The organism is Pseudomonas sp. GT1P32 (assembly GCF_054897805.1).
Map to the genome: position 1 here is coordinate 640,579 of NZ_CM142704.1, position 24,561 is coordinate 665,139.

The 24,561-nt window shown below is 53.4% G+C and carries 18 protein-coding genes and 2 tRNA genes; 14 read left to right on the plus strand and 6 right to left on the minus strand.

Annotation, left to right across the window (positions count from 1 at the left end; genetic code table 11):
- Positions 1 to 159 precede the first annotated feature (159 nt).
- The 7 genes from ACYZUC_RS02980 to ACYZUC_RS03010 all read left to right on the plus strand — a co-directional run bounded on the left by ACYZUC_RS02980 (position 160) and on the right by ACYZUC_RS03010 (position 10,095).
- A tRNA-Cys gene (locus ACYZUC_RS02980) sits at positions 160 to 233 on the plus strand.
- Positions 234 to 428: 195 nt separating this feature from the next.
- A tRNA-Leu gene (locus ACYZUC_RS02985) sits at positions 429 to 515 on the plus strand.
- A gap of 172 nt (positions 516 to 687) precedes the next feature.
- Complete coding sequence (locus tag ACYZUC_RS02990; protein ID WP_461993412.1) at positions 688 to 2,010, plus strand: tyrosine-type recombinase/integrase; 1,323 nt, start codon at positions 688 to 690, stop codon at positions 2,008 to 2,010.
- A 788-nt stretch (positions 2,011 to 2,798) separates the two neighbouring features.
- Positions 2,799 to 5,738 carry a DEAD/DEAH box helicase gene (locus ACYZUC_RS02995; RefSeq protein ID WP_461993413.1) on the plus strand — a complete coding sequence of 980 codons (2,940 nt, stop codon included), beginning with the start codon at positions 2,799 to 2,801 and terminating at the stop codon, positions 5,736 to 5,738.
- Between the two features lie 118 nt (positions 5,739 to 5,856).
- Positions 5,857 to 6,981 carry a DUF4062 domain-containing protein gene (locus ACYZUC_RS03000; RefSeq protein ID WP_461993415.1) on the plus strand — a complete coding sequence of 375 codons (1,125 nt, stop codon included), beginning with the start codon at positions 5,857 to 5,859 and terminating at the stop codon, positions 6,979 to 6,981.
- Between the two features lie 5 nt (positions 6,982 to 6,986).
- On the plus strand, positions 6,987 to 8,756 hold the full coding sequence (locus ACYZUC_RS03005; RefSeq protein WP_461993417.1) for an alkaline phosphatase D family protein: 1,770 nt from the start codon (positions 6,987 to 6,989) through the stop codon (positions 8,754 to 8,756).
- A gap of 34 nt (positions 8,757 to 8,790) precedes the next feature.
- Positions 8,791 to 10,095 carry an RES family NAD+ phosphorylase gene (locus ACYZUC_RS03010; RefSeq protein WP_461993419.1) on the plus strand — a complete coding sequence of 435 codons (1,305 nt, stop codon included), beginning with the start codon at positions 8,791 to 8,793 and terminating at the stop codon, positions 10,093 to 10,095.
- A 4-nt stretch (positions 10,096 to 10,099) separates the two neighbouring features.
- On the opposite strand, the gene ACYZUC_RS03015 is transcribed toward ACYZUC_RS03010, so the two are convergent.
- Genes ACYZUC_RS03015 through ACYZUC_RS03030 form a run of 4 tightly spaced genes read right to left on the minus strand, consistent with a single transcriptional unit; the run spans position 10,100 to position 13,315 of the window.
- Positions 10,100 to 10,840, minus strand: a complete 741-nt coding sequence (locus ACYZUC_RS03015) for a DUF6602 domain-containing protein (RefSeq protein WP_461993421.1) — start codon at positions 10,838 to 10,840, stop codon at positions 10,100 to 10,102.
- Positions 10,841 to 10,886: 46 nt separating this feature from the next.
- Positions 10,887 to 11,825, minus strand: coding sequence for an AAA family ATPase (locus ACYZUC_RS03020; RefSeq protein ID WP_461993423.1), 939 nt, complete (start codon positions 11,823 to 11,825; stop codon positions 10,887 to 10,889).
- Positions 11,825 to 12,340: an HORMA-1 domain-containing protein gene (locus ACYZUC_RS03025; protein ID WP_461993425.1), complete on the minus strand. Its 516-nt coding sequence runs from the start codon at positions 12,338 to 12,340 to the stop codon at positions 11,825 to 11,827. Before ACYZUC_RS03025 ends, ACYZUC_RS03020 begins: the two co-directional genes overlap by 1 nt.
- A 9-nt stretch (positions 12,341 to 12,349) precedes the next feature.
- Positions 12,350 to 13,315, minus strand: a complete 966-nt coding sequence (locus tag ACYZUC_RS03030) for a CBASS oligonucleotide cyclase (protein ID WP_461993427.1) — start codon at positions 13,313 to 13,315, stop codon at positions 12,350 to 12,352.
- A gap of 195 nt (positions 13,316 to 13,510) precedes the next feature.
- On the opposite strand from ACYZUC_RS03030, the gene ACYZUC_RS03035 reads away from it, so the two are divergent.
- The 6 genes from ACYZUC_RS03035 (at position 13,511) to ACYZUC_RS03060 (ending at position 20,956) form a co-directional block, all read left to right on the plus strand.
- On the plus strand, positions 13,511 to 13,834 hold the full coding sequence (locus tag ACYZUC_RS03035; protein ID WP_063341190.1) for a helix-turn-helix domain-containing protein: 324 nt from the start codon (positions 13,511 to 13,513) through the stop codon (positions 13,832 to 13,834).
- On the plus strand, positions 13,834 to 14,691 hold the full coding sequence (locus ACYZUC_RS03040; RefSeq protein ID WP_461993429.1) for an ImmA/IrrE family metallo-endopeptidase: 858 nt from the start codon (positions 13,834 to 13,836) through the stop codon (positions 14,689 to 14,691). The genes ACYZUC_RS03035 and ACYZUC_RS03040 overlap by 1 nt, the downstream gene beginning before the upstream one ends.
- Positions 14,692 to 15,538: 847 nt before the next feature.
- Positions 15,539 to 18,964, plus strand: coding sequence for a hypothetical protein (locus tag ACYZUC_RS03045; RefSeq protein ID WP_461993431.1), 3,426 nt, complete (start codon positions 15,539 to 15,541; stop codon positions 18,962 to 18,964).
- Between the two features lie 390 nt (positions 18,965 to 19,354).
- Positions 19,355 to 19,756 carry a Mov34/MPN/PAD-1 family protein gene (locus ACYZUC_RS03050; RefSeq protein WP_461993433.1) on the plus strand — a complete coding sequence of 134 codons (402 nt, stop codon included), beginning with the start codon at positions 19,355 to 19,357 and terminating at the stop codon, positions 19,754 to 19,756.
- A 171-nt stretch (positions 19,757 to 19,927) separates the two neighbouring features.
- The gene (locus tag ACYZUC_RS03055) at positions 19,928 to 20,359 is read left to right on the plus strand and encodes a hypothetical protein (protein ID WP_461993435.1); all 432 of its coding nucleotides are present in this window, start codon (positions 19,928 to 19,930) and stop codon (positions 20,357 to 20,359) included.
- Positions 20,360 to 20,956, plus strand: coding sequence for a Cap15 family cyclic dinucleotide receptor domain-containing protein (locus tag ACYZUC_RS03060; protein ID WP_461993437.1), 597 nt, complete (start codon positions 20,360 to 20,362; stop codon positions 20,954 to 20,956). It begins immediately after the preceding gene.
- Positions 20,957 to 21,214: 258 nt separating this feature from the next.
- Here ACYZUC_RS03060 and mobH read toward each other — a convergent pair whose 3' ends face one another.
- Entirely contained in the window at positions 21,215 to 22,939 is a 1,725-nt protein-coding gene (mobH, locus tag ACYZUC_RS03065; protein WP_461993439.1) for a MobH family relaxase, read from the minus strand.
- A 223-nt stretch (positions 22,940 to 23,162) separates the two neighbouring features.
- Between mobH and ACYZUC_RS03070 the strand changes: the two genes are divergently transcribed.
- Positions 23,163 to 23,357: a DUF7740 domain-containing protein gene (locus ACYZUC_RS03070; protein WP_461993441.1), complete on the plus strand. Its 195-nt coding sequence runs from the start codon at positions 23,163 to 23,165 to the stop codon at positions 23,355 to 23,357.
- A gap of 139 nt (positions 23,358 to 23,496) precedes the next feature.
- Here ACYZUC_RS03070 and ACYZUC_RS03075 read toward each other — a convergent pair whose 3' ends face one another.
- Positions 23,497 to 24,459 carry an ArdC family protein gene (locus tag ACYZUC_RS03075; protein ID WP_461993443.1) on the minus strand — a complete coding sequence of 321 codons (963 nt, stop codon included), beginning with the start codon at positions 24,457 to 24,459 and terminating at the stop codon, positions 23,497 to 23,499.
- Between the last annotated feature and the right edge of the window lie 102 nt (positions 24,460 to 24,561).

A 24,561-nucleotide genomic window follows, 5' to 3' on the forward strand; every position in this document is an offset into this window, starting at 1 on the left:
TGAAATCAAGGGGTTGCCAGCCTTCGGAAATCAGTACATAATTCACGCCATCGAAAGCACTGATCGCTGAAAAAGCTCAATGTTTTCAAGGAGTTAGATCTAGATCTTCTCCAAGACTGTACGCGTTTGGTGTTGTGCTACATGACATCAGATGTTTGAGGCCGAGTAGCAAAATGGTTATGCAGTGGATTGCAAATCCACCTACGCCGGTTCGATTCCGACCTCGGCCTCCACTTTAAACAAGCTCCGTAGATCGATGATTTACGGAGCTTTTTTATTTGCGTCGTCCTGCAAGATTTAGTCTTGAAATGGGCGTTTGCAAACTTGCTTCACCGGGACGGGATGTATATATTTCGTCCTCTGCTGCACAGGCGTCAGAACTGACAGATCGTCATTTGTCAGCTATCAGGCTGCTTGACCGCGCTACCGCCCGAATGGCGAAACTGGTAGACGCATGGGACTTAAAATCCCCCGCTCGTAAGGGCGTGCCGGTTCGATTCCGGCTTCGGGCACCATCTTGCATTCCACTGAGCGCTTTTGAGTTCTTTGGAAGCCTTGAAAAACCTGCCTTCTGGCGGGTTTTTTCGTTTTAGCATTCCGTCGGATTCTCGTCCATTCTTCTGGAATCCAGTCATTTAGAGGGTAGAGTTAGGGGTAGTCTTTGGTTCGATTAAGGATGATACCCTTATGTCGCGCACAACTGCTCCGCTTACCGACGCTGCTTGCCGTTTAGCAAGGCCAACGGACCGTCCCTACAAGCTTTTCGACGGCGACGGTCTTTATCTCCTAATTCAACCCAATGGCCGTAAAGGCTGGCGTCTCAGGTATGTAAAGCCTGACGGCCGGGAGGGGTTGACCTCCCTCGGCAGCTATCCTGTGATTGGCCTGGCCGATGCTCGCCAGAAGCGTTTAGATGCGAAGCGGATGCTCGCAGACGGCATTGATCCCGTCGAGAACAAGCGTAAAGCCAAAACGGAAGATGCTGTCAACGGCCGTACTTTTGAAAGCGTTGCGTTGGACTGGCACAAGAACATGTCGGCCAGATGGACACCCGACCATTCCAAGAATGTGTTCAACCGTCTGAATAACTATGTGTTCCCGTTTATCGGTGCTCGCGCGATTGCTGATCTCGATACTTATGATCTGATGCAACCTTTGGAGGCGATCAGAAAACGCGGAACGATTGACGTCGCCTTAAGGGTACAAAGATACCTGCAAAGTATTATGCGTGAGGCTAAACGCCTTCGTCTTATTCCGATAAACCCTGCGTACGATCTTCAGGGCTTGATCAAAGCGCCGCGAGTCTCCCATCGGCCTGCATTGCCCCTGTCACGCCTGCCTGAATTGCTGGCACGAATCTATGCCTACAAGGGCCGAGAGCTGACCCGGCTTACGCTCATGCTCTCGCTGCACGTGTTTGTTCGCTCGAGTGAGTTACGTTTCGCTCGTTGGTGTGAGTTCGACCTCAAGCGTTGCGTATGGGAGATCCCGGATACTCGGCCGGAGCTGGAGGACGTACGCCATTCAACGCGGGGGACGAAAATGGCGGGCGATGTTCATCTTGTGCCTTTATCGCCGCAAGTTGTGGCCGTGCTTGAACAGATACACACCCTCACTGGCACATTCGACCTGGTGTTTGCCGGTGATGCTAGGGCCTGGAAGCCGATGTCAGAAAACACCGTGAACAAAGCGTTGCGCACCATGGGGTACGACACGAAGACAGAGATTTGTGGTCACGGATTCCGCTCAATGGCCTGTAGCGCACTGATCGAGTCAGGTCTGTGGTCTGAGACGGCCATCGAAAGGCAAATGAGTCATAGAGAGCGCAACAGCGTTCGAGCTGCCTACATTCACAAGGCAGAGTTCATTGAGGAGCGTCGGTTGATCATGAACTGGTGGAGCCGGTACCTTACGTCGAATCTTCAGGAGCATGTCACGCCTCATGAGTTTGCTAATCTGACCGGCGAGAATGTCACTCGATTGGCGACAAAAAGATCGTTCGCCAATTGATGCCCTCACTTCGGATAATTTCGACGTGACCAAGCGGATCGTGTGTAGTGCCCTGGGCTCAAACTGAGGCGTTAACTTCGAGCGGTGACGATGGATGTTACCGCTACACTTGAGTGCTTCTGATGGGAGTTCGTTGTTTTTCGAGTTGCCGCTGGAGGGCAGGAGTTCTCGCGCCATATGAGGCATCGGAAGACACTCGAAAAATGACGGTCAACATCTGATTTTTACGGGCTAATGATCGCGATACGCTGCCCTTGAGTCGGATTTTTTATTGCGCAGGAGAACACCATTTGGCAAGACATCTCAACTTCGAAGGAAAAATGACGCGCTTGGGTTGAATGCGCCAACATCCAGCCCTGCCGCCGGTACTGCCGATTACCTCTGTAAGTCCAGCTATGGCTCTTGCTCCGCGTACAAAGCGCTGCGAGTCTAGAGTCTGTTATTTACAGTCAAACTCTTGCTCTCCAAAAAACATTTTGACTGGCCTCTAGGACAATATTTTCAGGCAGAAAAATTTCAAATATGCCCCCAATTTTGCCCCCAATTGCATCAGGTTTGCGAGCGATCACGAGTGGCGATTTCTGACAGAGACCAAGATGGATTCGGATGGCTTTCAGTGTACCTCCATCTCAGATTGGACTGTTTGGCGTCGATCGTCGGTTGGTGAAGGCGGAGAGAGTGGCGCGTTTGAGCACTGCTTTTCAGGGTACACCTGAGATGATGTTCACTGATAGCATGTGGCCACTGACTAATCAGCGCTGATTTTCACATTCAATTTGGTGAATGCAATGGTCGATGCTACAGGGAAGTACTTAGACGTATATCAAAGCTGGCAGCAACACCTCTTCAATTTCAACCTGGCAGTCCGGGAAACCAATACGCCAGGCTTGCGTAAGCCTCAGCTTGCCGCCCTATACGCTTCACTGGGCCACCTAGTGATGTCTCCGGCCACGACCGCAACGATCGTGATGCCAACGGGTACCGGCAAGACCGATACTATGCTCGGTCTGCTTATCGCAGGGCGGTTGGCAAGGACATTGGTGCTCGTCCCGTCAGATGCCTTGCGTTCCCAGCTTGTCGAAAAATGCCTCGGACTGAAAAAACTTCGGGAGATTGGTGCTGTTTCTGCCACAGCACTTAACCCTGTGGTGAGGGCGATCGGCTCAGGAATGTCGGCTGAAGATGTGCAACAGCTTGCCGAGGCGAATGTAATTGTCGCTACCCCGCAAGCATTGCAGCGATTCGACACAGAGTCCCTCCAAGCCTTGGCTGAGCTCTGCAGCCACCTGATCATCGATGAAACCCATCATGTGGCCGCCATGACATGGGGGCGGGTGAAAACCGCTTTCAAAGAGAAGCCATGCCTGCAGTTCACTGCTACGCCTTTCAGGGAGGACAATCAGCCCCTTGAAGGCAAGATTATCTACAACTACCCGTTGAAGGATGCGCAGATCGATGGCTACTTCAAGTCGATCGAATTTCACCCAGTGCGCGAATACAACCTCGAGTTGGCTGACCAAGTGGTTGCTGATAAGGCGGTAGAGTTGTTGCGAGGCGATCGAGAGCAAGGCTTTAACCACCTACTGATGGTACGTGCACGATCGCAAAAACGTGCTGAAGCCCTGTTTGAACTCTACAAAAAGCATGAAGACCTCTCACCCATTCTCATCCACAGCAAGATACCGAATCGGGTCAAGCTACTGGGTGAAATTGTCGAGAAGAAATACAAGATCATCGTCTGCGTGGACATGCTGGGCGAAGGCTTCGACCTGCCAGAGCTGAAGATCGCGGCTATTCACGACCAGCATCGCAGTCCGGCAGTCACGCTACAGTTCATCGGTCGGTTAACCCGGGTTGATGACAAGCTAGGCGACGCCAAATTCGTCTCAAACATTGCCAACCAGAAAGTCGATTACCAGATGGCAGTGCTTTACAAGGAAAGTGCCGACTGGAGCGCCGTGATTCGAGACGTGAGTCAAGACAAGATCGCCCGCGAAATCGAAAAAGAGACGTTCACTGAACAGTTCCCGGATAATGCCGACTCCGAGGACATCTTCGGGTTGAACCCCAACCCCAAGATCAGTGCGATCGCCTACCATGTGGAGCGCGACCAGTGGCAGCCAGAGAAAGCGAATCACTTCTCGCAGAAGAAAGAACCGCTGCAGTTCCTTTCTATCAACGACAATTCAGACACCATCATCATGGTGACGCGACGAGAAACACCCGTCGGATGGGCTCAGACCTCGGCGATTGTGGACACGAACTGGATTCTGTACCTGGCGTACTACCACGCGCCCGACAAGACGCTCTTCATTCACTCCTCTGGTGATGAGTCGCAAGCGACGCGTTTTTTGAATTTGATTGCAAAGGATGCCAGGCGAATCAACGGCGAGCCTACCTTCCGAACCCTTCACGACATCAAGCTCATGAAGCTGCAGAACGTGGGGCTGTCCAGGACACGCAAGGATCTGAGATTCACGATGCACGTCGGGCGGGACATCAATACCGTCATCAGTGAAATCGAGAACGGCACGGCGAAAAAGTCCAACATCTTCGCAACGGGCTATGAAGATGGACAGCGCACCACCGTTGGCTGCTCTCACAAAGGGAAGATCTGGGAGATGAACTCTTCCAGCATCATTTACTGGATTGAGTGGTGCAAACGTGCCTCGCAGAAACTCAACGATGCCTCGATCAACCCTTCTGAAGTGCTCAAGGATGTGATTCGCTCGGAGAAGATCGAAAGGGCCTGGCCAACGGGGCTTTTCTATGCTGATTGGCCGGAGTCCATTGCGATCGAAAACGAGCAGAAAATTTCGCTAGCGTTCAACGGTGAGATTTTCAACCTGCTAGATGTCGAGCTTGGCAAACCTCGGCGAAGCGATGACCTGACACTAGAAGTGCCCGTCATCGCCATTGCAGTAGATGGCACGGAACGTCAGCTGCCTGACATCACGATACGGTTACTGAACGACAGCTACAAATTCTCCTGCCCAGGGGTCAAGATCATTTTCGCCGAAGAGAGCTCGTTCGAGCAGTACCTGGATGCGAACCCTTTGGTCCTGCTAGCCGTGGACGGTTCGATGGTCGAGGGCAATTACCGGTCCTACACACCCAATAGCTTGGACTTGAAGCTTCCTATAGCGCTGATTGAGGCTTGGGACTGGGGGACCACCCAGATCCACAGCGAGTCCATGAGGGCAACTCGTAACATGGACACCGTCCAAGGGTTCACCTACAGCCGAATTGAGGACGACTATGCATTCATTTTCAACGATGATGGCGCAGGTGAGATTGCGGATTTAGTGGCAATCAAAGAGAGCAAGGACGCAATCTTTGTGGACCTTTACCACTGCAAGTATTGCCCCCAAAAAGATGGCGAGGCTCGACCTGGCGCTCGCGTGAACGACGTCTACGAGGTCTGCGGCCAGGCGTCACGATCGGTGAAGTGGCTGCACACCGAGGAAAAATTCTTCAATCGATTGATGGGTCGGTACCAGCAATCGCTGCCGAAAGGGTTCGACAGAATCCTCAAGGGTGACCCAATAGATTTGGAGCTGCTTCGCAACAAGTGCCACGACCACGAGATGATTTTCAGATTCGTGATCGTACAGCCTGCCATTTCAGCAGCGAAAATCTCCGCTGATCAGCTTGCTGTCCTCGGCACCAGTTACTCCTACATTAAGAATGTATCTGGTTCAGACGTCCGGGTCGTAACCAGTGCATAACAGAAAGGTGGGCACCACATTGCCTTCGGCTTCTGGCCAGGTGAATCTGGAGAAAGGGCGGGAAGGTATTCATTGATAAAAGAATTTTGAGGCCTCGGAAGTTGGGGCAGGAGCAAGGATGGCCCAGTCAAAGAGAATCAAAGTAATGCTGTCCAGCCGTTGTAACGATCGCTTTCCCGCGGACAGCGATCAAACGCTCAGCAATATCCGAGAGCAACTCAAACGTGAGATAGAAGGCACGAAGCTATTTGGCAAACAGGTGTTTGAAGTTTGGATTAACGAAGATGCACCTCCTGCGGACGGAATGCAGGACAGTTGGGACGCCTGTTTGCAAGCCGTGAGGGATTGCGATGTGCTACTAGTGCTGTCCAACGGCAATGCCGGCTGGGCCAGTGGTGACGGCGACATTGGTATTTGCCATGCGGAGTACATGGAGGGGCTCGCCACCACTCGGGGGAAGGTGCGCTTCATCGCTATGCCAAATATCCAAGTAGACGATGGCCGGGAAGCTGAGGCAGCACGTAACCAGCGCTTCCAGGCGTTTATTGCACAGCAGACACCCTTTAGGGGGGGGCTGGTCTCTACTGTGGATCAACTGCGTACACGAGTTCAGGAAGCGCTTCTTGATGCGTTGGTTGTTCTGACCCAGCGTGGTGTAACCGCCGCGGCTTCGAGCCGTTTCGATATGGGCCAGGCGCTGGATTGGACACGAATGGACTTCCGTCAGCGCAAACGAGCGATGGAAACGGTGTTACTGCAGGCGCTCAATGGTGGCAAAGACCCTGTTAGCGAAGCGTTCGCCATTGTTCCAATTGCTGGAGTGAATGTCGTTGTGTTTGTCCATGCAATCCCGGCTGCGTTCACGGTTGCTGCTGCGCGTGAGCTGGTGGGTAAGCCTTTTCTACGTGACTATGAGCATGCTGATCTGTTGAAAGGTGCAGAAGGGCCGTTGCATTTAATCGCCTGTCACCGTGGAGCGACAGAGACTCAGGCCACTGCGTTGCTAGGCTTTCCTGATGCTACGGTTGTCAGCGGTTCCTTCGGTATTTTTGTCGCTGATGATGTACAGAAAGTACAGTTTGCCTTCCTGGCCAACTGTCGCGATGCGTCGCAAACGCGCCATGCGCTCCAGCGTTTTAGGGAATGGTTGGATCAAACAGGTGAAGCGCAGATTCTGGCCAAGAGAGCCGCTTCACGCGCCAAGATTGTCAAAGTTATTGCCGCCGAACTTGAAGGGAGATAACAGGGATGTCTAAAGCACTCTTTACTGTGGGGCCCGTGTTGTCCTTTCGAGGCGTCAGCAAAGCAGGGCAGTGGCAAGTGACCGCGTTAGTCGGGATTGTAAGTGGTTCTGCATTCCCAGCTCTTTCTATTGAAGGGCGGCCTTGTCCGGCGCCGAAGGTTTTACTGGAGCGTTCGAAGGAAACCATCCTTCGTTACGACATGAGTTGTGATCAGCAGGCGCAGGAGCGAACGGTTCAGTTTGGTGTAGGGCAGGGAGGGCCGCAATGGCAGTTCTCCATTCCCGGTCAAGACTATGCCCCAAGAATGGCCTACGTCTCTTGCAATGGTTTTTCGGATCCTAGTGGAATGCGCAAGTTAGTGCGCCCTGAAAACGCCGTCTGGGCTGACCTGATCAGCAACCATGACAGTGACTTGCGTGCTGCGGGTTACTTGCTGGACAAGGAGCAGCTTTGGCACGAAGGACGAATCCATGACAAGGGGTTGAAGCGGTTCCACTTGCTGCTGATGGGGGGCGATCAGATTTACTTTGACTCGATCTGGGAGGATGTGAAACCTCTCAAGAAATGGGTCGGAATGTCGCGCAAGGAGCAGTTGGCGTTCAAGGTGAGCGTGGCGCTGGAGAAGGAGATCGAATCCTATTATTTCGGGCTCTATGCCAATCGTTGGCTGCCTGATACTCGGCGTGACTGGGGGCACTCCAAACCGAATCTTGATGCAGCTGATGCGATGGCGAGAATCCCTACAGTGATGATGTGGGACGACCACGACATCTTCGACGGTTGGGGGTCCTACAGCCCGGCTATGCAGCACTGTGAGTTATTCCAGGTGTTGATGCGTCATGCGCGTAAGGCGTTCTGGGTGTTTCAGTTGCAGCATGCCCTTGATGATTTGCCGCCGTTGCAATTGCTCCAGCGTGCAAACGTTTCCCAGCAGGATCCACAGTATGAGCCGATGCAATGGAGTGCTCGATTAAAAGGGGATCGATTGGCCTTGCCGCTCCTGGATGGTCAACCGGGCTTTAGTTTCGGCTATCACTTGGGGCCGGTATCGTTGTTTGTTGCTGATTTGCGCACTGAGCGTTCACGCACCCAGGTGATGGGGGCCGATACCTGGACTGCCATGCAAGCTTGGCTCAGCACGCTGCGTGACGGTAAGCCCGCTCATCCTGGAAGCAAATGTCAGCACCTGATCTTCCTGTCCTCGGTTCCGGTCGCGCACCCCAAATTGTCGCTGGCTGAAGGGTTACTCGATACATTTGGGCAGGATCATGTGCTCGACAGCAATGCTGATGACCTAAAGGATCATTGGTCGCACGGGGATCACGAGGGGGAGCGCAAGCGACTCCTGGAATCGCTAACACGTATTGCTGAGCAGAGAATGCTGCGAGTATCCATTGCTTCCGGGGATGTGCATGTCGCGGCGTGGGGCAGTTGCTATCGTCGGGATATTCCACCGACGTCGAACTGGGCGCAGATTCAGCAATTTACTTCGTCAGGTGTGGTGCATCCGTCGTTGATTGGAGTGGCCGAACGGCTTTTTCTTCAGCTGCTGAACCACACAGCCAGCAAGGTCCAATCTATCGATGTGCAGCACTGTGTCGAGATGATGTTGTTCCCGGGTTTTAATCGGTATGTGATGCCGGCTCGGAACTGGTTGGCGTTTGAGTTGGACATGGGCGGGGAGACAGGATGCAAACTGTGGGCGACTTGGCGTTGTGAAACTGAGGTAGGTTTTTCCAACCATCTGCAGGCAGTGCATCCCGCTCAGAAATAGTGGTCCTCAAACGGGCGCTTTCAAGGGGCATGATGTGAAAGGCAGCGTAGAAGTTGTATGTGATAGCTGTGTGGGGGATATCTTTCTTCGGCAGCGTATTCGGGACCAATGCGATATGGCCAAGTGTTCGGTCTGTGAGCATGTGCGGCCCTGCATAGCCATTGAGGTTTTAGCGGATGATATTGCAGAGATTCTTTACAATTTCTACGGGACTGATCCGGTCATCAGAACGTGCGGTGCTGGGGATCTGGGACGCTACATTCGCGCAGGCAATCCCTTGGCGCTCATCGTCGCAGAAATGCTTGAATGCGACGATAGTGAAGGCTCCGTCACTGCTGCCATTATCGAATTGCTCACTGTTTGCTCTGACTATGACTTGAAACGCGGTGGCGAACCACGTTTTGAGGCTGATGCGCTGTACATGCGGCGCAGTATCCGACCGACAGACGTCGAGGAAAAATGGCAAGAATTCAAAAGTGGTGTGATGCATCGCAGCCGTTTCTTTAACGATCACGGTAAAGCGTTCCTCGATTGGTTGTTTAAAGGTATTCATCACCTCAAGGACGAAAACAGCCAGGAGGTGGTGCGATTGTTTGAAGTAGAAGATGGTTGGGAACTGTATCGAGGACGCTACTGCCCACCGTCATCGGATCCTAAAAACATTCTTGTGTCCCCTGAAACTGAACTAGCGGCACCGCCCAAGGAAAAGGCGCGCGCAGGGCGAATGAATCCTGTTGGCGTGCCTGTGTTTTATGGCGCATTTGATCGCGACACGTGCATCGCCGAGCTGCGCCCCTCGGTGGGCGGTATGGTTTTAACGGGGGCGTTTCAGTTATTACGGGATGCGCGGGTACTCGATTTTGGTGTGTTGGAGAACATATTTGATTCTCAGCCTATGAGTTGTTTTGATCCGACTTATCGAACGAATATGGAACGAAGGCAGTTTTTACGCACCTTGCACAGCAAAATCAGTTCGCCGGTCACGCCTGACCAAGAGCAGGAATATTTACTGACCCAAGTGATTGCAGAGTACCTTTCTACGCAGGTTGAGCCGCCTATTGATGGGGTGATGTTTGCCTCTGTTCAGCACCAGGATGGGATCAACATTGCTCTGTTTTCACGTGTGCTCGCCTTCATTCCTTATCAGGAAAGGACCGAGGACGACCCCATCATCGGCAATGGGCCTTTCCCGTCTGGTCTTGCGTACATCCCGGATACTCTGGAGGCTCACAAAATCGGCTGTGTCACCTTTGAGTTCGAGCCGTTAGTTATAAACGGCGATATCGTCATCAGGGATTGGCGTTACGAGCAAGACCCCTATGGTGAATGGGACTATTGAACACCTATTTGTTTATCGCCGATGCATAGGCTGCCCAGTCAATTGCTGGGACCGTGCCCAGTGATTGGAGTCGAGAGAGCAGGCGGAATAAGAAGTAGATGAGTGCCCCCTCGGACCCTACGACTTTCAAGCAGTCGCCGAAACTGTCGAACGCTCCATTCTCCAAGGCACACCCACAGTCCAACCGTTCCATTTCCTCTTTAGGAAGATGTTTTAGGAAATGTTCTCCTAGTCCATCCGTCCAGCTCGACTTGGGGGCGACGATGCCGGCGATGATTGGAAATAGCGGTTTCGGCTCATAGGTTCCCCCGGCATGTGCGATGGGGACAGAGGTGCGATGCAGCTTACGTACTGAAGCAGCCTTGTTTCCAGCGTACTCAAAGTAGCTTTTATCGAAATGTGGCTTCGATTCAAAGACGGCATAAACAGCTTCAACTGGGATATACCGATGATTTTGCTGGTCAAGCAGGGTAGGGGTGAAGTGACGGTCGAAGATTACGATATCGATCTGATCACTTCGGTTGCCCAGGCTGTCTATCACCAAGCCTGTTGCCACTTCATAACGATTAGGTAGGTACGCCCGGAAGACATCGATCCAATGATCTTCGACCACTGCACCATGGGTTCCGGCGTGTGAAATGGATTGAGCTGCACGCTTCAGCTTTAGCGCTAATTCCGCTTGAACGTCCACGAAGGAATCTTTCATCCAAGCTGTGTCGGCGATGCGGTCTTTTTTGGTTGCCATATTTCCCTCACTCGCGATGCACTACTCGAAAGTTGTCTGGTGGCGATTAGATGATGTGATCCTGAAATGCTGGTGTTGGGATCATCCGCTGCGCCACCAATATTGCCCGCTTCGCGTCAACGGCCTGGGTTGGATAAGCTTCCAAGACTATGGACGGTATCAGGCGTTGAGTCAGATCAGAGAATGTGAAACCAGGGACATTGCCTTCTTGAGGTCCTGTCGCGATGACCAACGCTTCAATGGCTGTTCCTGATATTCCCAGTGAATTGAGCCGGCTTGTCATGATGTGCCGACGTTGCTCGTCATTTGGACGACCAAAAGACAACACCTCGGCGGCGCGCCGCCTAACTGCCGGATCTAGGGCATTCAGGCGGTTGGTGCACATGATTACCGCCGCTGGAAGCTGGGCGTTTGCGATTCGGTCGATACCCCGAATGAAGGCATTCACGCCAGCGCGATCCTCATGGTGCATCTGAGCGTTCTCACGGGATTGAGCCAGCGCATCAGCTTCGTCCACAAGCAAAATGACCGCTCCGCGTGAACGGCCGTTTGATGACTTGAGCTTTTTTGCCTCTTCGATGGTGTAGTCAAAGGCCGCCGAAAGGAGTTGGGTCATTTCACCGACTCGTCCTTGCCCCCGGGTAGAAAGGCTCAACGGAAACAGGGTGATCCCAATGTTTTCTTGCCGAGCAACCGCATCACCAATAGTTTCCGCAAGCTCGGTCTTCCCAGAACCAACGTCACCGGCTAGGACGACGAGGGGAGGGCGGCGCAGTACGGTATCTAGCAGGGCCTCAGAACCAGGGTGGAATTTCTTCGCCCAATGGGTGAGGCCCGACGAGTTGACTAGGAGGCCAAGGATTTTTGCTAGGCGCTGCTTCTGCTCATCCAGACCCACGAGCCTTGCCAGCCGCCCCTGCGGCTCAAAATCTGGATAGTTCACTCGGTACTCGAACAGTTCATCCAAGGTAGGTTTGGTACTCATTAGAAGCTCCTTACTGTCGAGCGATTGAGGGAGCGGCCACCTGAGGAGTAGGAGCGGTCGTCAACGAGATAGCCGCTAACGCCAGGTGCAGAAGCCGTACCGCGAGAGAATGGTCGCTCACTTTCCAGGGCGTCCCTTTCGCTTTGTGATGCGAGATTCCAAGCAGCGCTATAAGTCAGGTAACTGTAGAAACTAGCACCTGAAACATCCGCCCCTGGGCGAATGCGGCCTGGGGAGTCATCGGTTCCTGTACCCGAAAGCTCGGATGCTGAGTAGCTGAGAGTGGGTTCGATCCAATTCTCTCCACGCTTGAATCCGAAGGTTACTGTGCCAAGAAAGCCCGCCTTCAACAGCAGAGTCACTTCCTGTTCATACTCGAGAATATGCTGACTGCTCGGCGTCCCATAAAGGCGCTGGAGTCGCATGAGATCCGCAGCGACCTTCGCTGCCATATGCTTGGCATGAGTTAGGGTAAATGTTTGGGTCTCCGCGACCGTATAGCTGTAAGACGACATATTGCTACCTCACACTTGGAAGGAAGACCCGAAAACCTTTTGCCAGTAACCGACGGTTAGCTGCTTGTTCGGCGCATAAAGGGCTGCATCGATTGCGTCACCAGCGTCCAGAGCGGCATCGATGATCGCGTCGACATTTTGCTGCGTGTAAAGGCGGGCGACGTTGTTCCCGGGGTTTACGGGATCAATGATCTGCACGGGATTTGTAAATACGCCGACCTTTGACGCCGGGTAGTTATCTTCGAAGAAGATTTTTTCCCGGAGCTCCGAGCGTGCGATGTACGTGAAGAAGGCCTGGAGGGCTTCGGGGTAATCAGAAAAGTCGACACCTTGGTCGCTGAGTTTCGCCAAGATCATTTCGATCATGAACGACTTAAAGCGGAAGCCGTCGCGCTCCTGTTTCATCAGGCGGGCCCAGAATTTCACAAGCCTCACGATTTGCGCGTAATGAGTGGGCTGAGCCTGTTTTCGTGCTTTTGCGAAGGCCAGATGCAGTGGAATGCTGGTTTCCAGAAAGGAGCCGTCGTCTTGGCTGATCAGGTTGCCACGCCAATCGGGAAGGCCCGAGTACAAGACAGGAACAATATCGACGTCCAGACCCGTTCCACGAAAGGAAACGGTTACGGAATAGGTTTGTGGAACGACCTGGTCCGCGCTGAAGTTCGGAAAAGCCTTACGCAGTTTGTCAGCCAAGTAATCGAGCAGCGCCTTGGTGTCATGTGGAGCGTCCGAGCCGCTGACATACACCGCGACATCAATATCGTTCAGGGAACGCAAAGCGGTGCCTTTTGCCAGGCTCCCGGAAACCATCATCCGCTTCAACGAGAAGTCGGGGTGATCGGAAAGATAACCTTCCAGCTTGTCCTGCAAACGTCCTGCCTGCTCTCGATATGCGCTAGCCTTGTCCTTGGGAAGATTCACCTTTTCTTCGGCGAATCGTACGATGTCTCGGTGGTCGACGTGCTCTCTGGACATAACTGCCCCCTATGGGAAGTGCATCAACTGAAGGCAGGACGACTACACCTAAACTGCGGGTTATCGGCTAGCCTGATAAAAAGTTCGGTATAGCGAACTTTCTGTAAACCTACTCCTTCTATTGCTGTTGTCAAACGCTTTGTTCGGAACCGTGGTACTATTTTTACCAATCACCATCAAAAGGGAGGCGCGATCGTGACAACTCGTCTCGGCGAAAAGCTTCGCGACCTGCGCAAGCAGCGTGGGCTGACCCTGGAGAAGCTGGCGGACATGGCAGGTCTGAGCAAAAGCTATCTTTGGGAACTGGAAAACCGTGAATCTCAGCGGCCATCTGCGGAAAAGTTAACGGCTCTCGCTGACGTTCTAGGCGTGGCGACACCGTACTTTTTTGAAGAGGATGTTCGTGCTCCGCAAGAACGGCATCTAGACGACGCGTTCTTTCGAGGCTACAAAAACCTCGAACCGGACGCAAAAGAGCAGCTTCGAAAGATATTGGAAACCTTCAAAAAGGGATCTTGATGAGCGACGAGCAGGTATGGACACCTCAGAAGGCGGCGAACCGCCTATCCAAAATCGTTGATTTTTTTTGTGATAAGCACGGTGGGCACAGATTCCCCGTCGATGTGCCGATGCTCGCGCTGGAGGCTGCCAACATTTTCGGCTGGTCCGACCCCATCACCGAGGTCACGCCTGTCGATATTAAGAGCTTCGACGGTGCACTGTTTCCGGACGATGAGCGTAAGAAATGGATGCTTCTGTTCAATAGTGCGATGGCATCACCAGGCCGGATCCGGTTCACACAAGCTCATGAGCTGGGTCACTACATTCTGCACCGTCAGGCCCGCGAGGGATTCCAGTGCAGTAATGACGACATGCTTGACTGGGAAGAGAAAACGATCGAGGCGCAAGCTGATCTGTTTTCCTCTTACCTACTTATGCCTTTGGACGATTTCCGAGCGCAAGTCACGACTGTTGTCGATCTTGAATTGCTCGGGCACTGTGCAGATCGATATGGCGTTTCGCTGACCGCAGCAGTGTTGAAATGGATTCAATACACCGAAGAAAATGCGGTCCTTGTCTTGTCGCGCGACGGCTACATGCAGTGGGCGTTTTCGAGCCGCCAAGCAGCTCGTGCAGGTGCTTTTTTTCGGACGCGAAAACAAGCTGTCCCCGTGCCTGCTGGCTCCCTTGCCGTCGCACCTGGAGTGAAGCATGAACGTCGAGGCATCGAACTGCCTGCAAAAATTTGGTTTCCTCACGCTGATGTAGGAACTGCGGTTCGGGAGATGAAGGTGTCTTCAGACCAGTATGATTACGTCCTATCTCTACTCTATTTGCCGCGATCAGCTTCGGTATGGCGACCTTTTGAGGATTGAAAGACCGAGTCTTCCAAGGATCATTCGTAGCTCGTATCTCTCCAATGTCGTGGGCCAATTTGACCATTGGCGTTCCCCATGTCTTTGGGCAGCAAATCGGTGACCGCTTGCGGGTATTTACCTGGTGTGACCCTGGCGACGTCCTCGGCGTTAAGCGCTACGGTCCTCCTTAGAAATTGGTCTGCCCCGGTATGGTCACCAGCCACTCGTTAGCAAGCATCGGCCGATCTTGGCAAGTTGATCGGAAGTTATCTTTAGGAGCGGAGGTGGTTGGGGCTGCCGTTCGGTTTGAGGACGTCTCCCAATCGTGCTTGTTCGCGGACAATGCGCACCACCATAATGCAGGCTTAGCTACCGGACTGACCCCAATCGCATCGGATCCTGACTCGGCATGCATAACTTTTCGTCAAACTGGCGGCACCTTTCATCCATGCTGGACGGGTATGCTACGCACAGGCGTCGACCTGAGTGCTATGAGTACACGGACCACGTCCAGTCCAAGGCACTGGCCATCTTCTTTGCGCATGCCAAGCTGGCCACGCCCCCACTTGACCGAACTACAGTCGAAGCCTTACTAGATGGACGAATGACTTGGCCTCGTGCGGATAGTGAGCCGCCGCAGCCAGCAATCCAATTCCCGCTAGCTTTGCTTGAAGAGCACGGCCTAGTGTCCTTCATCGCAGGCTGGTGCGTGGTTCACTGCCAGAGTGTACGGAACGTTGAGGTCGTAGATCCCAGCCTGAGGCCGCTTATACAGGCCGTAGAATTTCTAAAAGCCATTAGGGATGGCAGCGACGGCTACTATCCACCCCACTTCACTTTGCCGGTTGGAGAGCTCGAAGCGCGGTTGCTGCCACTCGCCGGAATCTCCCCCATCGCCGAGCTGCTTCCGCAATTACGGGTTGAAGACGGGAACTTTGTTTCGACACCAGGCAATCAAAACTTCGACGCATTGGTCTGCACCTACTTATGGCAAGTGCTACGAGAAGTGCTAGCGCCAAGGCAGGCATTCGAGCGCTGGTTGTGGTGCTTGCGGACGCACTGCAGATGGGCTATGCCGGTCATCTGGGAGCAATTGGGCAACGCGGAACAGCGTGAGTTTGCTGATCAATTGGTGTCGCATCTAGCCGACGACGTCTCACTACATGGATCAATGACAACTTTGCTCAAGCAAGCTTGGAACGAGCACAGTTTTTCCAGTCTCATCACGCCAGTACAGATCACGATGCACGTCAGCATTGGTTCCGAGGAAAGTGCCAAGGAGAAACAACATGAGGTGACTCCATGTGAGCGACTGACCTTGGCAACGTTGAATACGGCCTATCCTGTGTCCCCCGAAGATCACTCGGATGCCCTGCAGTTCGTATGCCTGGGACAGCGATTCAAACATTGGCGAACTGTTAACGGCTTTTATAGTTGGTTAATCGCGAGTTCTATCGAAGTCAGCGTCGGTATCGACGGCCAACAACTCTTTTCGTGGGGAACTGCCGAATCCCTACTGGATCTCGCTACGACGCGCCCAACCTTGAAATACTTGCTTTTCAATGCAGTGCCCGAGTACGACATTGCCGGCTACCTAGCGTTCCTACTGTCAAGGGCGGACACATGCGACATTGCCCTGTTCCATCTCGCACAGAAGCGCTTCAGCCAGGGAAATCAAGACAGCCCAGCGCTGGGCGGGTACCTCGACAAGGTTTTCCAGCACTTGGTCTGTGATGAATACCTTCGTGCGTTGGCAAAAATTCCTGACGTAGGCGAGCGCTTGCTCAACGCGATAGATTTTTTGGGTGATCGTTGTTACCTGCACACGAGTAAACTCTCACAAACCTTGGAGTATCAATTCCTTCTAGGACTGCTAGAGCGCCTCCAGCCACAGCAGATCCGTCAACTCGGTCAGGCCTACGTCCGCCAACTTACGGCTCACCGAAGCGCAGACGAGCTTCAGCAACCAGGCCACCATCAGTATCTACTGGGTTTCTGGTTGCTCGAGCATGTCCCCACGCCCAGCATTGATGCTTCAGATAACTTACTAGAAACCATCCAAATCGCATTAGTGAGCTATTATCGAGCGGAATTCTCTGCAAACTTGGCTGGCCAGCAGCGAACGCTGCAGCCTAGCGAATTCTTCGCTGCGCTGCCCTGGCACAAGCTAATCGGCAGCGAGGGTGTGCGTCCGCTGCTCGCGCTTTCCGGTACCTGCAACAGGTGGTCGGAGCGGCTCTCTTACTCGCATAAGTACAATTTTGCCGTCGGAGCTGCCATCCGACAGTATCTACAAGTACTGCTGCAGGTGGGGCGCGCTCAGAAAGTCGACGGTTGGGAGCGTGTCAGGGAGCGGGTCGCTGAGATCGTACGCACCCTGGGATTTGGCCCCCGTGAGGAGGCTACATATCTGTTTGACAGTGCGTTTTACAGGGATGAGTACGATCTGTGGCGACACTTCTGTTCCTATGCCAACTCTTTCCCAGACTCCCTGTTCGAGGATCTGCTTGATCGCTGTGGGCCGCTCATACCGGTTGACCAATTGTTCGTTCTCCTCGAGCACTGTTCGGCGATCGCTCGTGCGGAGCATGTGCAAAGCATTATTGCTGCTCATGAACCGCAGGAAGCGGAAGACCTGGGACTTCAAGGAATCGAGCAGGCTTTTACCTCGGCCTGTAATTATGGCAATACCGCAATGGCCCTCAAGCTGATTACTTCTGCTAAGGCATTCTTGGCGCAAGAGCGCTTCGTCAGCACTCGCAACCCTCACATTCTGCGGGCCCGTAGAGTCTGGTTGACGTACGAATACAAATTCGAGCTATTAGAACTGCTGGAGACCTTAAAAGACGAACCTGAGCAGTTCGCCGAGGCCGCGCGTCACCACCCTGTACCTTTTGAGCAATATTCCAACCTCGATGAACAAGAGGAGCGCGCTCAGCGCCATGAATGTGAGGTGTTCAAGCGTTACATCACAGCTGCGGCTTTCTGCGACACCAAGCCGCAAAGGTGCGTGAGTATCATGGAGGTGCTCTATAAGGAGACGAACCATGATATTCACAGCTTTCTGCTGTTTAAGAGCCGTCTGGCTGTCCATTATGGGGAGTCCGACACCTCCCAGATTCGATACGCGTTAGCGCAATTCATAGCAAGTCTCGGAGACACCGAGCCCGACCTCATGCCGGCACCTTGGGTCGCGACGATCCTGGAAGGCTATCGTCAGCTCCGACAAGTTCAGGATATCGATGTTTTCTGGTCAAAGCTCAGTACTGAGCAGCAGGTACAGGCGGAAATTCTAGGGCCCTATTGCATGGCGCTTATTGAGCGAAACGAGCCGCTGATCGCTCAGCAGATCTTCAACCGCTACTGCGAACTAAATCCACAGATTCCGGAAGGCTTGGGGCTAAACGACCTGATTAATCAACTCGTTGAAGCTTCACCGGCCGATCGCTCCCTTTCGCAGCTAATCCAAATTGTGAACGAAGACTCACAGCGTACTGACCTTCAACTGACCAAGCACTACACACAGATCGTCTCTAAGGATTTCAAGGATTACGTGGCTATCGTCGGCCAAGGGTTACTTCCGCACGAATTCCTGCAGAAGGCCATGTTAGAGGTAGCACAGGAGCTGGTGTTTCGCAAAAAGAACCTGCAACTCCACTCCGTAGAATCGAACGAAACTGCCAGCTTCCGAATCACCAAGGAAGACCTGATTAACGACTGGTTCACCTCGCTATTCAACAAGCGGATGGCAGAGGCACGTGTTGGTATCAACGACCAGGCACGTGGTGGCGAATCTCCTTCTGGTAAGAGCCCGGGAGAGATCGACGGATCCATCAGAGATTCGAAAAATAGGCGCATAGCCATCTTCGAGGCATTCCGGCTGTTTTCCACAGATGTAACGGTCATCACCACACACCTGGATAAAATTGAGGGCTATGATCCAGAATCGCTCAGTCCAGTATTCATCGCAGCCTACTGTGACGTCATTGATTTTAGGTCGCTGATCCGGGGGTATGCTGAACTCGTTGCTGCCCGAGACCACAGCGGATACACCAACAACCATCCAAGCAATGGTGTTGGGGTGGAAGTACTGCACGCCTCGGACAACTTATGGCTGGGCATGGAGCGACGGTGGCGGGGCCCGCGAGAGGTGGTCTTTTATCACATTCTGCTGAACATGAGATACCGGTCGGCTACAGTCACATCTCAAAATGCCACAGGAGTGACGCCGGTAGATTCATGCGAATCGCAGGCATACCTCCTTCCCGGCGAGCACCCCGTGGACCACTGAATGAATATCGTGTGTGGGCACGCTGCCGACTGAGAAAAGAGCACAGCCCTGTTCCACGTGTGGATCGAGGGCGCAGGTTTAGCGGTGCGTTCATTGCTCACGCAGCATCAAGGAGAGGGCTGTTATCGCTGCCTCAGCGACTACAATCGCGAGCAGCACTTCATCTCCATCGAAGGGGGGTAGAACCTATTTTCTCCAGCCAAGGCTGTGAGGGGCTTTACGTCCCGCTTTCTGCTTCCGTCTCGATTCAGGCGGCCAGCCTCGGCCTGGATACGGCTCTTGCATGGGCGGGCAAAATCCTTGGCCTGCACTGTCCACTCGCGTGCTCAACCCGGTGCACACGGGAGCGACGCACGACTGTACCCCACTGGCTCGATTAGGATGTCCTGCATGCAGTTTGTAAACACATGGGTCGACCCTGCGACTCAGCAACTGGTTTATCTCTCTGCACAGCCGCTCGAAGTGTTTTCGAGGTATGTTCAGGAAGGTGACGAGTCCAGTGAGGCAGGTGGCATTTTACTTGGGCACGTACGTGGGACTCATTTGGAAATCCTTGAGGCGACGGAACCCAGTTTCTGGGATCGACGATTTCGGTATTTTTTCGAGCGCATGCCATATCGACACCAAGGTATAGCTCGTCGACGATGGAGCGAAAGCAATGGTCTTATCAGATATATTGGCGAATGGCACACCCATCCGCAGGATCAGTCCGGTCCGGTCCGGTCCAGTCCAGTCCAGTCCATCCTCGATCGACCTGCACGAATGGCAACTCCTCGCCCAAGGGCGCTGTGATCGTAGACCGTTACTGGCACTAATAGTGGGGCGTATGATTTGCATTTTGAATACATGCATGCAACTGGGAGGCGACAAACGCTCCTGCGGGGGGGGGCTGCCTCATAGTGCCACCCGGTGAGGCAGGACAGTGTTTAAGCTGTATTAATATTTTCCTATGAGTAGTGTCTTATGTTGGAGCAATTAGTTGACTTGCTTAAAAGGGTAGTGGCGTTCTCCGGGCAAGATTTCTCAGGTCTTGGTGTCATAGTTCAGGAAATTGACGCCAATCTTCCTGTGTTTCCACTGCGCGTCGATCCGATAATTCCAGATCAGGCTGACACAGCGGAGGTTTTGGCCGAAATTTCCCATTCACACAATGATCTACACGACGGTTTTCATTTGTTAACTACCGATCTATTGCTTTCAGACGTTGCGCAGTACTTTTCACCCCCAATCGTTGAGGGGGTCGAATTGAAACGTGAGCGCCGTTTTGGGGGTAGGTATCTTGCTGCGCTGTTTGGCTCTGTATTACCAGGAGTGAAAATGATTGGGATCGCTACGCCTACATTGGGTATAGCAATTTTTGAAAACGGTCGCGAAATCCATTTTGAGGAGCTGTAAATGTTTTCTACGTTATCCCCGCTTAAAGCTATGGTGCTCGTTGGAAAATTTTATGCTGCTTTCGTAACGCTGATAGTCTTCATTATGTTTGTATGTGGTGTAGAAGCTTCCCTGCAGGCGGCGTTTAGGGTTGTGTTTGGTGGTGCTTTGCTGTTGGAAGGGCTTTTGTTTTTGACTGCGAATTTTTTTTGGAAAAAAATTTGGGCCCGATATCCAGTACTGAATGAATGGCTATTTCCTGATCTGAATGGCCAGTGGAAAATGGAAATAAAATGGACGCGAAATGGGGAGGAGGGAGCTGTTGAGGCTGAAGCTAGCATTAAGCAGAGCTTGTTTGGCGTTAGCATGGAGGTTCATTCCGAAGGCTCGGACTCGGAAACTCTTGTTGTAAAAACTATCAAGGATATTAACTCCTCTAGGCCGATGCTTTATTATTTTTATAGGGTGATACCAAAGAATACTGGTGCCGATTCGGTAGGCCCCTATGAAGGTGCTTCTATATTGAAGCTGTATGGTCATGAGGGTGGTGTTCTTAGAGGTAACTATTTTACCAGTCAAAATAGCAACGGTCATTTTGAGCTTACGCGATTAAGTTAAGATTTCTGTGTTCGGTTGGCGCAATAAGCTCGGGGGGTGGTGTTCATTAAGTTTTCGAGTGCTCCTTGCCTGCATGGCGCGTTGATATTGGCGCAACTCTCGGTCTGAGTGGAGTGGTCCGCTCAGCTCCATCGGTACGAAAGTATGCGAGATGCAAAGGATTGATCGCTAACTGAACACCTCGGTTTGCTATAGCAGAAGTGCGGTCTCAATGTCCTTTTCTAGCTACAATCGGCAGGCTTTGCGATATCTGGATGTTCATTCTGGGTCAAGCATGAGAAAAGGATTATCGGGAGGGACTGTTCCGAAAAGCAGCTCTGTTTTTCCTAATAGATAACCTTTGAGTTTTGCCCTCTTGCGGGGGCCTTGGATCTGGCAGGTCCATATGTTTAGACCATTCTCACGCTTTTTGTGAACCTTCAGTTTTTCAAAGTACTTCTGCACCCAGCGCCATTCTTCAATTTCTTGATCGGTCCACTGTGAGATACCAGGAAACTCCTGCGCGTAGCGTTGGAAGAGACCGGGCGTGACCAAAAATACGCTGCCACCCACCGTGTGGATTTTGGCCTTGCTGTCATTGATGACCAGCTTGTGGCTCAGAATGCCTTCCTTGACCCAATTCAAGAATGCCTGGCCAGGGTTATCCGATGGAAGCGTTGAACTTTCGAGAGCACTTTCTGACGATGCATCACTGGCCTGAGGGTCTTCCGACTCGAACATGTTTAGCAGTGTGCCGAGGTAATCGGCATCCTCTAGCGCCATGGGATCCGGCTGCGGTTGGCTTTGACCTGATCTTGTACTGACTGTCTCGGGCGCTGGTGTTGGTACGGGGGTGTCAGTCGCGTGGTCATGGACCGCAATGCTCACCGTTCCGCTGAAGGCCTCAGGCCGGTCTTCGCTCCCCCAAATCAGTGCCGGTTGAATGCGCAGAAAGGTGAAACTCTGCTGCCAATTTCCCTGTGCCACAAGCGCGGTCCAGATGGCTTTGCCTTCCGGCGTGGACTCAACCAATCCATGTGACTGCAGCTCGTCGAACACCGCGAGGTTGGACGAGGGAATGCCTTCAATCGATTGCGATAGCAGATAGGCTCGTAGCTTGTCCGTGACCGTCTTGCTGACGAGCCAGAGTGCGTCCTGGGTCAGCCATCCCGCGGCACCTGGCTGGTTGAGTTTCAGCTCGTGCTGAACCAGATGACGTAGTCCGCTGATCAAGTGATGTTGCAGCGAATGAATCGGCGCTTGCAGCGCCTTGCTCGGGTTACCACCGATGTTCTGTGCGGTGGAAACACGGTCGGCCTGCATCACCAACTCACCGAGCACGCCGGCACGTTCGTACTGGCCCGCTAGGACATACAGCAGACTGGCCCACAGTGGCGGAAATCCACTGAGCCAATCGAGGATTGGGCGGTCGAGAATTTGGGTGTAGAGCAAGCCTGCGGCGGCGCCGTGCAGGTGGTAGTCACGACCCTTGATGTAACGAAAACGGTAGGGCTGATCCAGGGAGCCCTGCCAAGGATGCCAAACACGGCCATCCTGGCGTTCGACCAGCAGGTCCACGGCGATCTTGCCGATGTCATGCAGCAGGGCGCCATAGGCGATGCCAGCCGACCAGGCATCGGTCTGGGCGGCTTGGTCTTCGGGCGCGGCCCCGGTGGGGAGCAGATACGACTGGCGCAGTTTCAAGCTACAGGCGACCAGCTCCAGTCCATGGTCGAGCATGCCGCCGAGATACGCATGATGGTGCGTCTCGCTGGCCGGGAGTTGTTGGACCTGTTCGGCGTAGCGATGGATCGGATTTAAGTAGAGCTGGGTGAATTGGGCGTGGGAGAGGGCGGTGTATTGCCAGATGCGATCGAGCAACTGACGGCGGTGTTCCGCTGCCAACAAGCTGTGGGCCGACTCGATGGGCAGGTAGCCTTCGGCGACGCTCACGGTCGGCGGCGGAGAGGGCTTCTGCCTTTTGTGGCGAAACAAACCGAGCATCGTGACCTCCGGGAAGTGGCTGGGTCAGTGGCCTTTTAGCCTTTTCGGATAGCGCTCTTACCCTTGAGTCCCCATTCCCTTCTAACCCTTACCCGTCCTTTTGGCTGATGTCCCTTTGTGCGGCAATCGGAATATGGATACTGCTAGGCATCGTTTTGTTGGGGGGCTAGTACGGAAAAGAAAAGAGTCGGTACACTGCGGTGCATATTTTTTGGGTTTTGCCATGAATCTCACTGACGCCACGCTCGTGCTGCTGCTTGCGGCACGTATCCATGGAACCGACGAAGCCGTCAGGGCCTCGGCGAAGAGCGTGGTCAAGAAGTTGCCGCGCAGTAAACGCGATCTGATCTACAAGGTGATCGACAGCCGGAGTCCGCTCGAGCTGGTGGATTTTCTGGCGGAGAACCTGGATGCGTAACGGCATGCTGCGGGTGTGCGCCCCTCTCTTGTTCTTTGCGTGAGGGGCTCGCGGCGTGATGCCGTCTGTTTCTGGAAACAGAAAAAAGGGCTCAACTCGCGTTGGGCCCTGTGAAGCTATTGCAGCGGTGAGGTAACGATTAAGCTCCATCGTTCATGCACAGCGAGTCATCCAAGACTACTTGCCCCAGTTGCTGCTCCAGGTTTAGTAGATACTCCGAGGCGCTTCGGGCGTGGCCACTGGCACGAAAGATTGCGCGCTTGTCAGCCTTGAGCAGGCTGAGCCAGGAGTCGATGTAGCCCTCGTGCCTCAGCTCTCCCTGTATACCGGTGTAGGCACATAAAAACGCCGCGCCCATTTCGGCGATCAACTCCTCAAACGCGTAGCCTGGCGAGCCGAAAGGGCAGGGTGACGTCACGCCTTCGCGCTGCAACCGAGCGTGATGCCCGGACCAGTGCGTCAGCTCGTGCAGTGCGGTGGCGTAGTACCCACCTTCATCTTGAAATTGCGCTTTTGTCGGCAGTTGGATGAGATCCTTGATCGGATGGTAAAAGGCTTCGTCTGCAGATCGATGCACGATGTGTGCTCCCGAACTTAACAGCAGATTTTCCGCAGCGCTGTTGGGCTGGAAGGGATCACTCTGTTCCGTCTCGAGTAGGGTTTCATTGAGTATTTCGAGCCCCTCCGTTTGCTCGATGTTGAACAGAAAATGCGTCCTGAGAAGGCCAAAGTGAGCGACCTTGGGCTGGCCGTTTTCATCGAGTACGGGTTGGCCTGACTTGCTCTGCTCCTCGCGCTCCATCGGCTTGTAGAGCACTGCCAGGGTGCTGTGCTCACCCTTACGGATGTGCCCGCTGGCTTTTTTGGCTTGATTGAAGGTCAGCCAACGATCTTGAGTGAACCCCTGCAACCTGGCCTCGGCCCAGAGCAACGGTAAATTGATCCCCGAATAGGGACGCCGCGTGATGGCGTTAATGGGGTAGGGGTGATGATGACCGACGTGAGCTGAGCCACTTGAGGACCAGGGTTTGATCCAGGGGGCTACGCCTTGGTCCAAAGCGGTAACGATCTTGTCAGTCACGTCTTGGTAGATATCGCGCATGGAGTTTTCCTCGAGAGAAAACGGAGGAACGCCTTGCCCGTCGGGGAGGGTTCCCCGATTGGGTGATGGGTGGATTGATGCAGGTCTTGCATGCTGTCCGAA

Excerpts from the sequence above, each read along its gene's own strand:
- mobH (WP_461993439.1), bottom strand. The coding sequence starts at position 22,939 with ATGCTCGGTTTGTTTCGCCACAAAAGGCAGAAGCCCTCTCCGCCGCCG.
- ACYZUC_RS02990 (WP_461993412.1), top strand. The coding sequence starts at position 688 with ATGTCGCGCACAACTGCTCCGCTTACCGACGCTGCTTGCCGTTTAGCA.
- ACYZUC_RS03055 (WP_461993435.1), top strand. The coding sequence starts at position 19,928 with ATGTTGGAGCAATTAGTTGACTTGCTTAAAAGGGTAGTGGCGTTCTCC.
- ACYZUC_RS03005 (WP_461993417.1), top strand. The coding sequence starts at position 6,987 with ATGTCTAAAGCACTCTTTACTGTGGGGCCCGTGTTGTCCTTTCGAGGC.
- ACYZUC_RS03020 (WP_461993423.1), bottom strand. The coding sequence starts at position 11,825 with ATGAGTACCAAACCTACCTTGGATGAACTGTTCGAGTACCGAGTGAAC.
- ACYZUC_RS03030 (WP_461993427.1), bottom strand. The coding sequence starts at position 13,315 with ATGTCCAGAGAGCACGTCGACCACCGAGACATCGTACGATTCGCCGAA.
- ACYZUC_RS03060 (WP_461993437.1), top strand. The coding sequence starts at position 20,360 with ATGTTTTCTACGTTATCCCCGCTTAAAGCTATGGTGCTCGTTGGAAAA.
- ACYZUC_RS02995 (WP_461993413.1), top strand. The coding sequence starts at position 2,799 with ATGGTCGATGCTACAGGGAAGTACTTAGACGTATATCAAAGCTGGCAG.
- ACYZUC_RS03070 (WP_461993441.1), top strand. The coding sequence starts at position 23,163 with ATGAATCTCACTGACGCCACGCTCGTGCTGCTGCTTGCGGCACGTATC.
- ACYZUC_RS03040 (WP_461993429.1), top strand. The coding sequence starts at position 13,834 with ATGAGCGACGAGCAGGTATGGACACCTCAGAAGGCGGCGAACCGCCTA.
- ACYZUC_RS03025 (WP_461993425.1), bottom strand. The coding sequence starts at position 12,340 with ATGTCGTCTTACAGCTATACGGTCGCGGAGACCCAAACATTTACCCTA.
- ACYZUC_RS03050 (WP_461993433.1), top strand. The coding sequence starts at position 19,355 with ATGCAGTTTGTAAACACATGGGTCGACCCTGCGACTCAGCAACTGGTT.
- ACYZUC_RS03000 (WP_461993415.1), top strand. The coding sequence starts at position 5,857 with ATGGCCCAGTCAAAGAGAATCAAAGTAATGCTGTCCAGCCGTTGTAAC.
- ACYZUC_RS03075 (WP_461993443.1), bottom strand. The coding sequence starts at position 24,459 with ATGCGCGATATCTACCAAGACGTGACTGACAAGATCGTTACCGCTTTG.
- ACYZUC_RS03015 (WP_461993421.1), bottom strand. The coding sequence starts at position 10,840 with ATGGCAACCAAAAAAGACCGCATCGCCGACACAGCTTGGATGAAAGAT.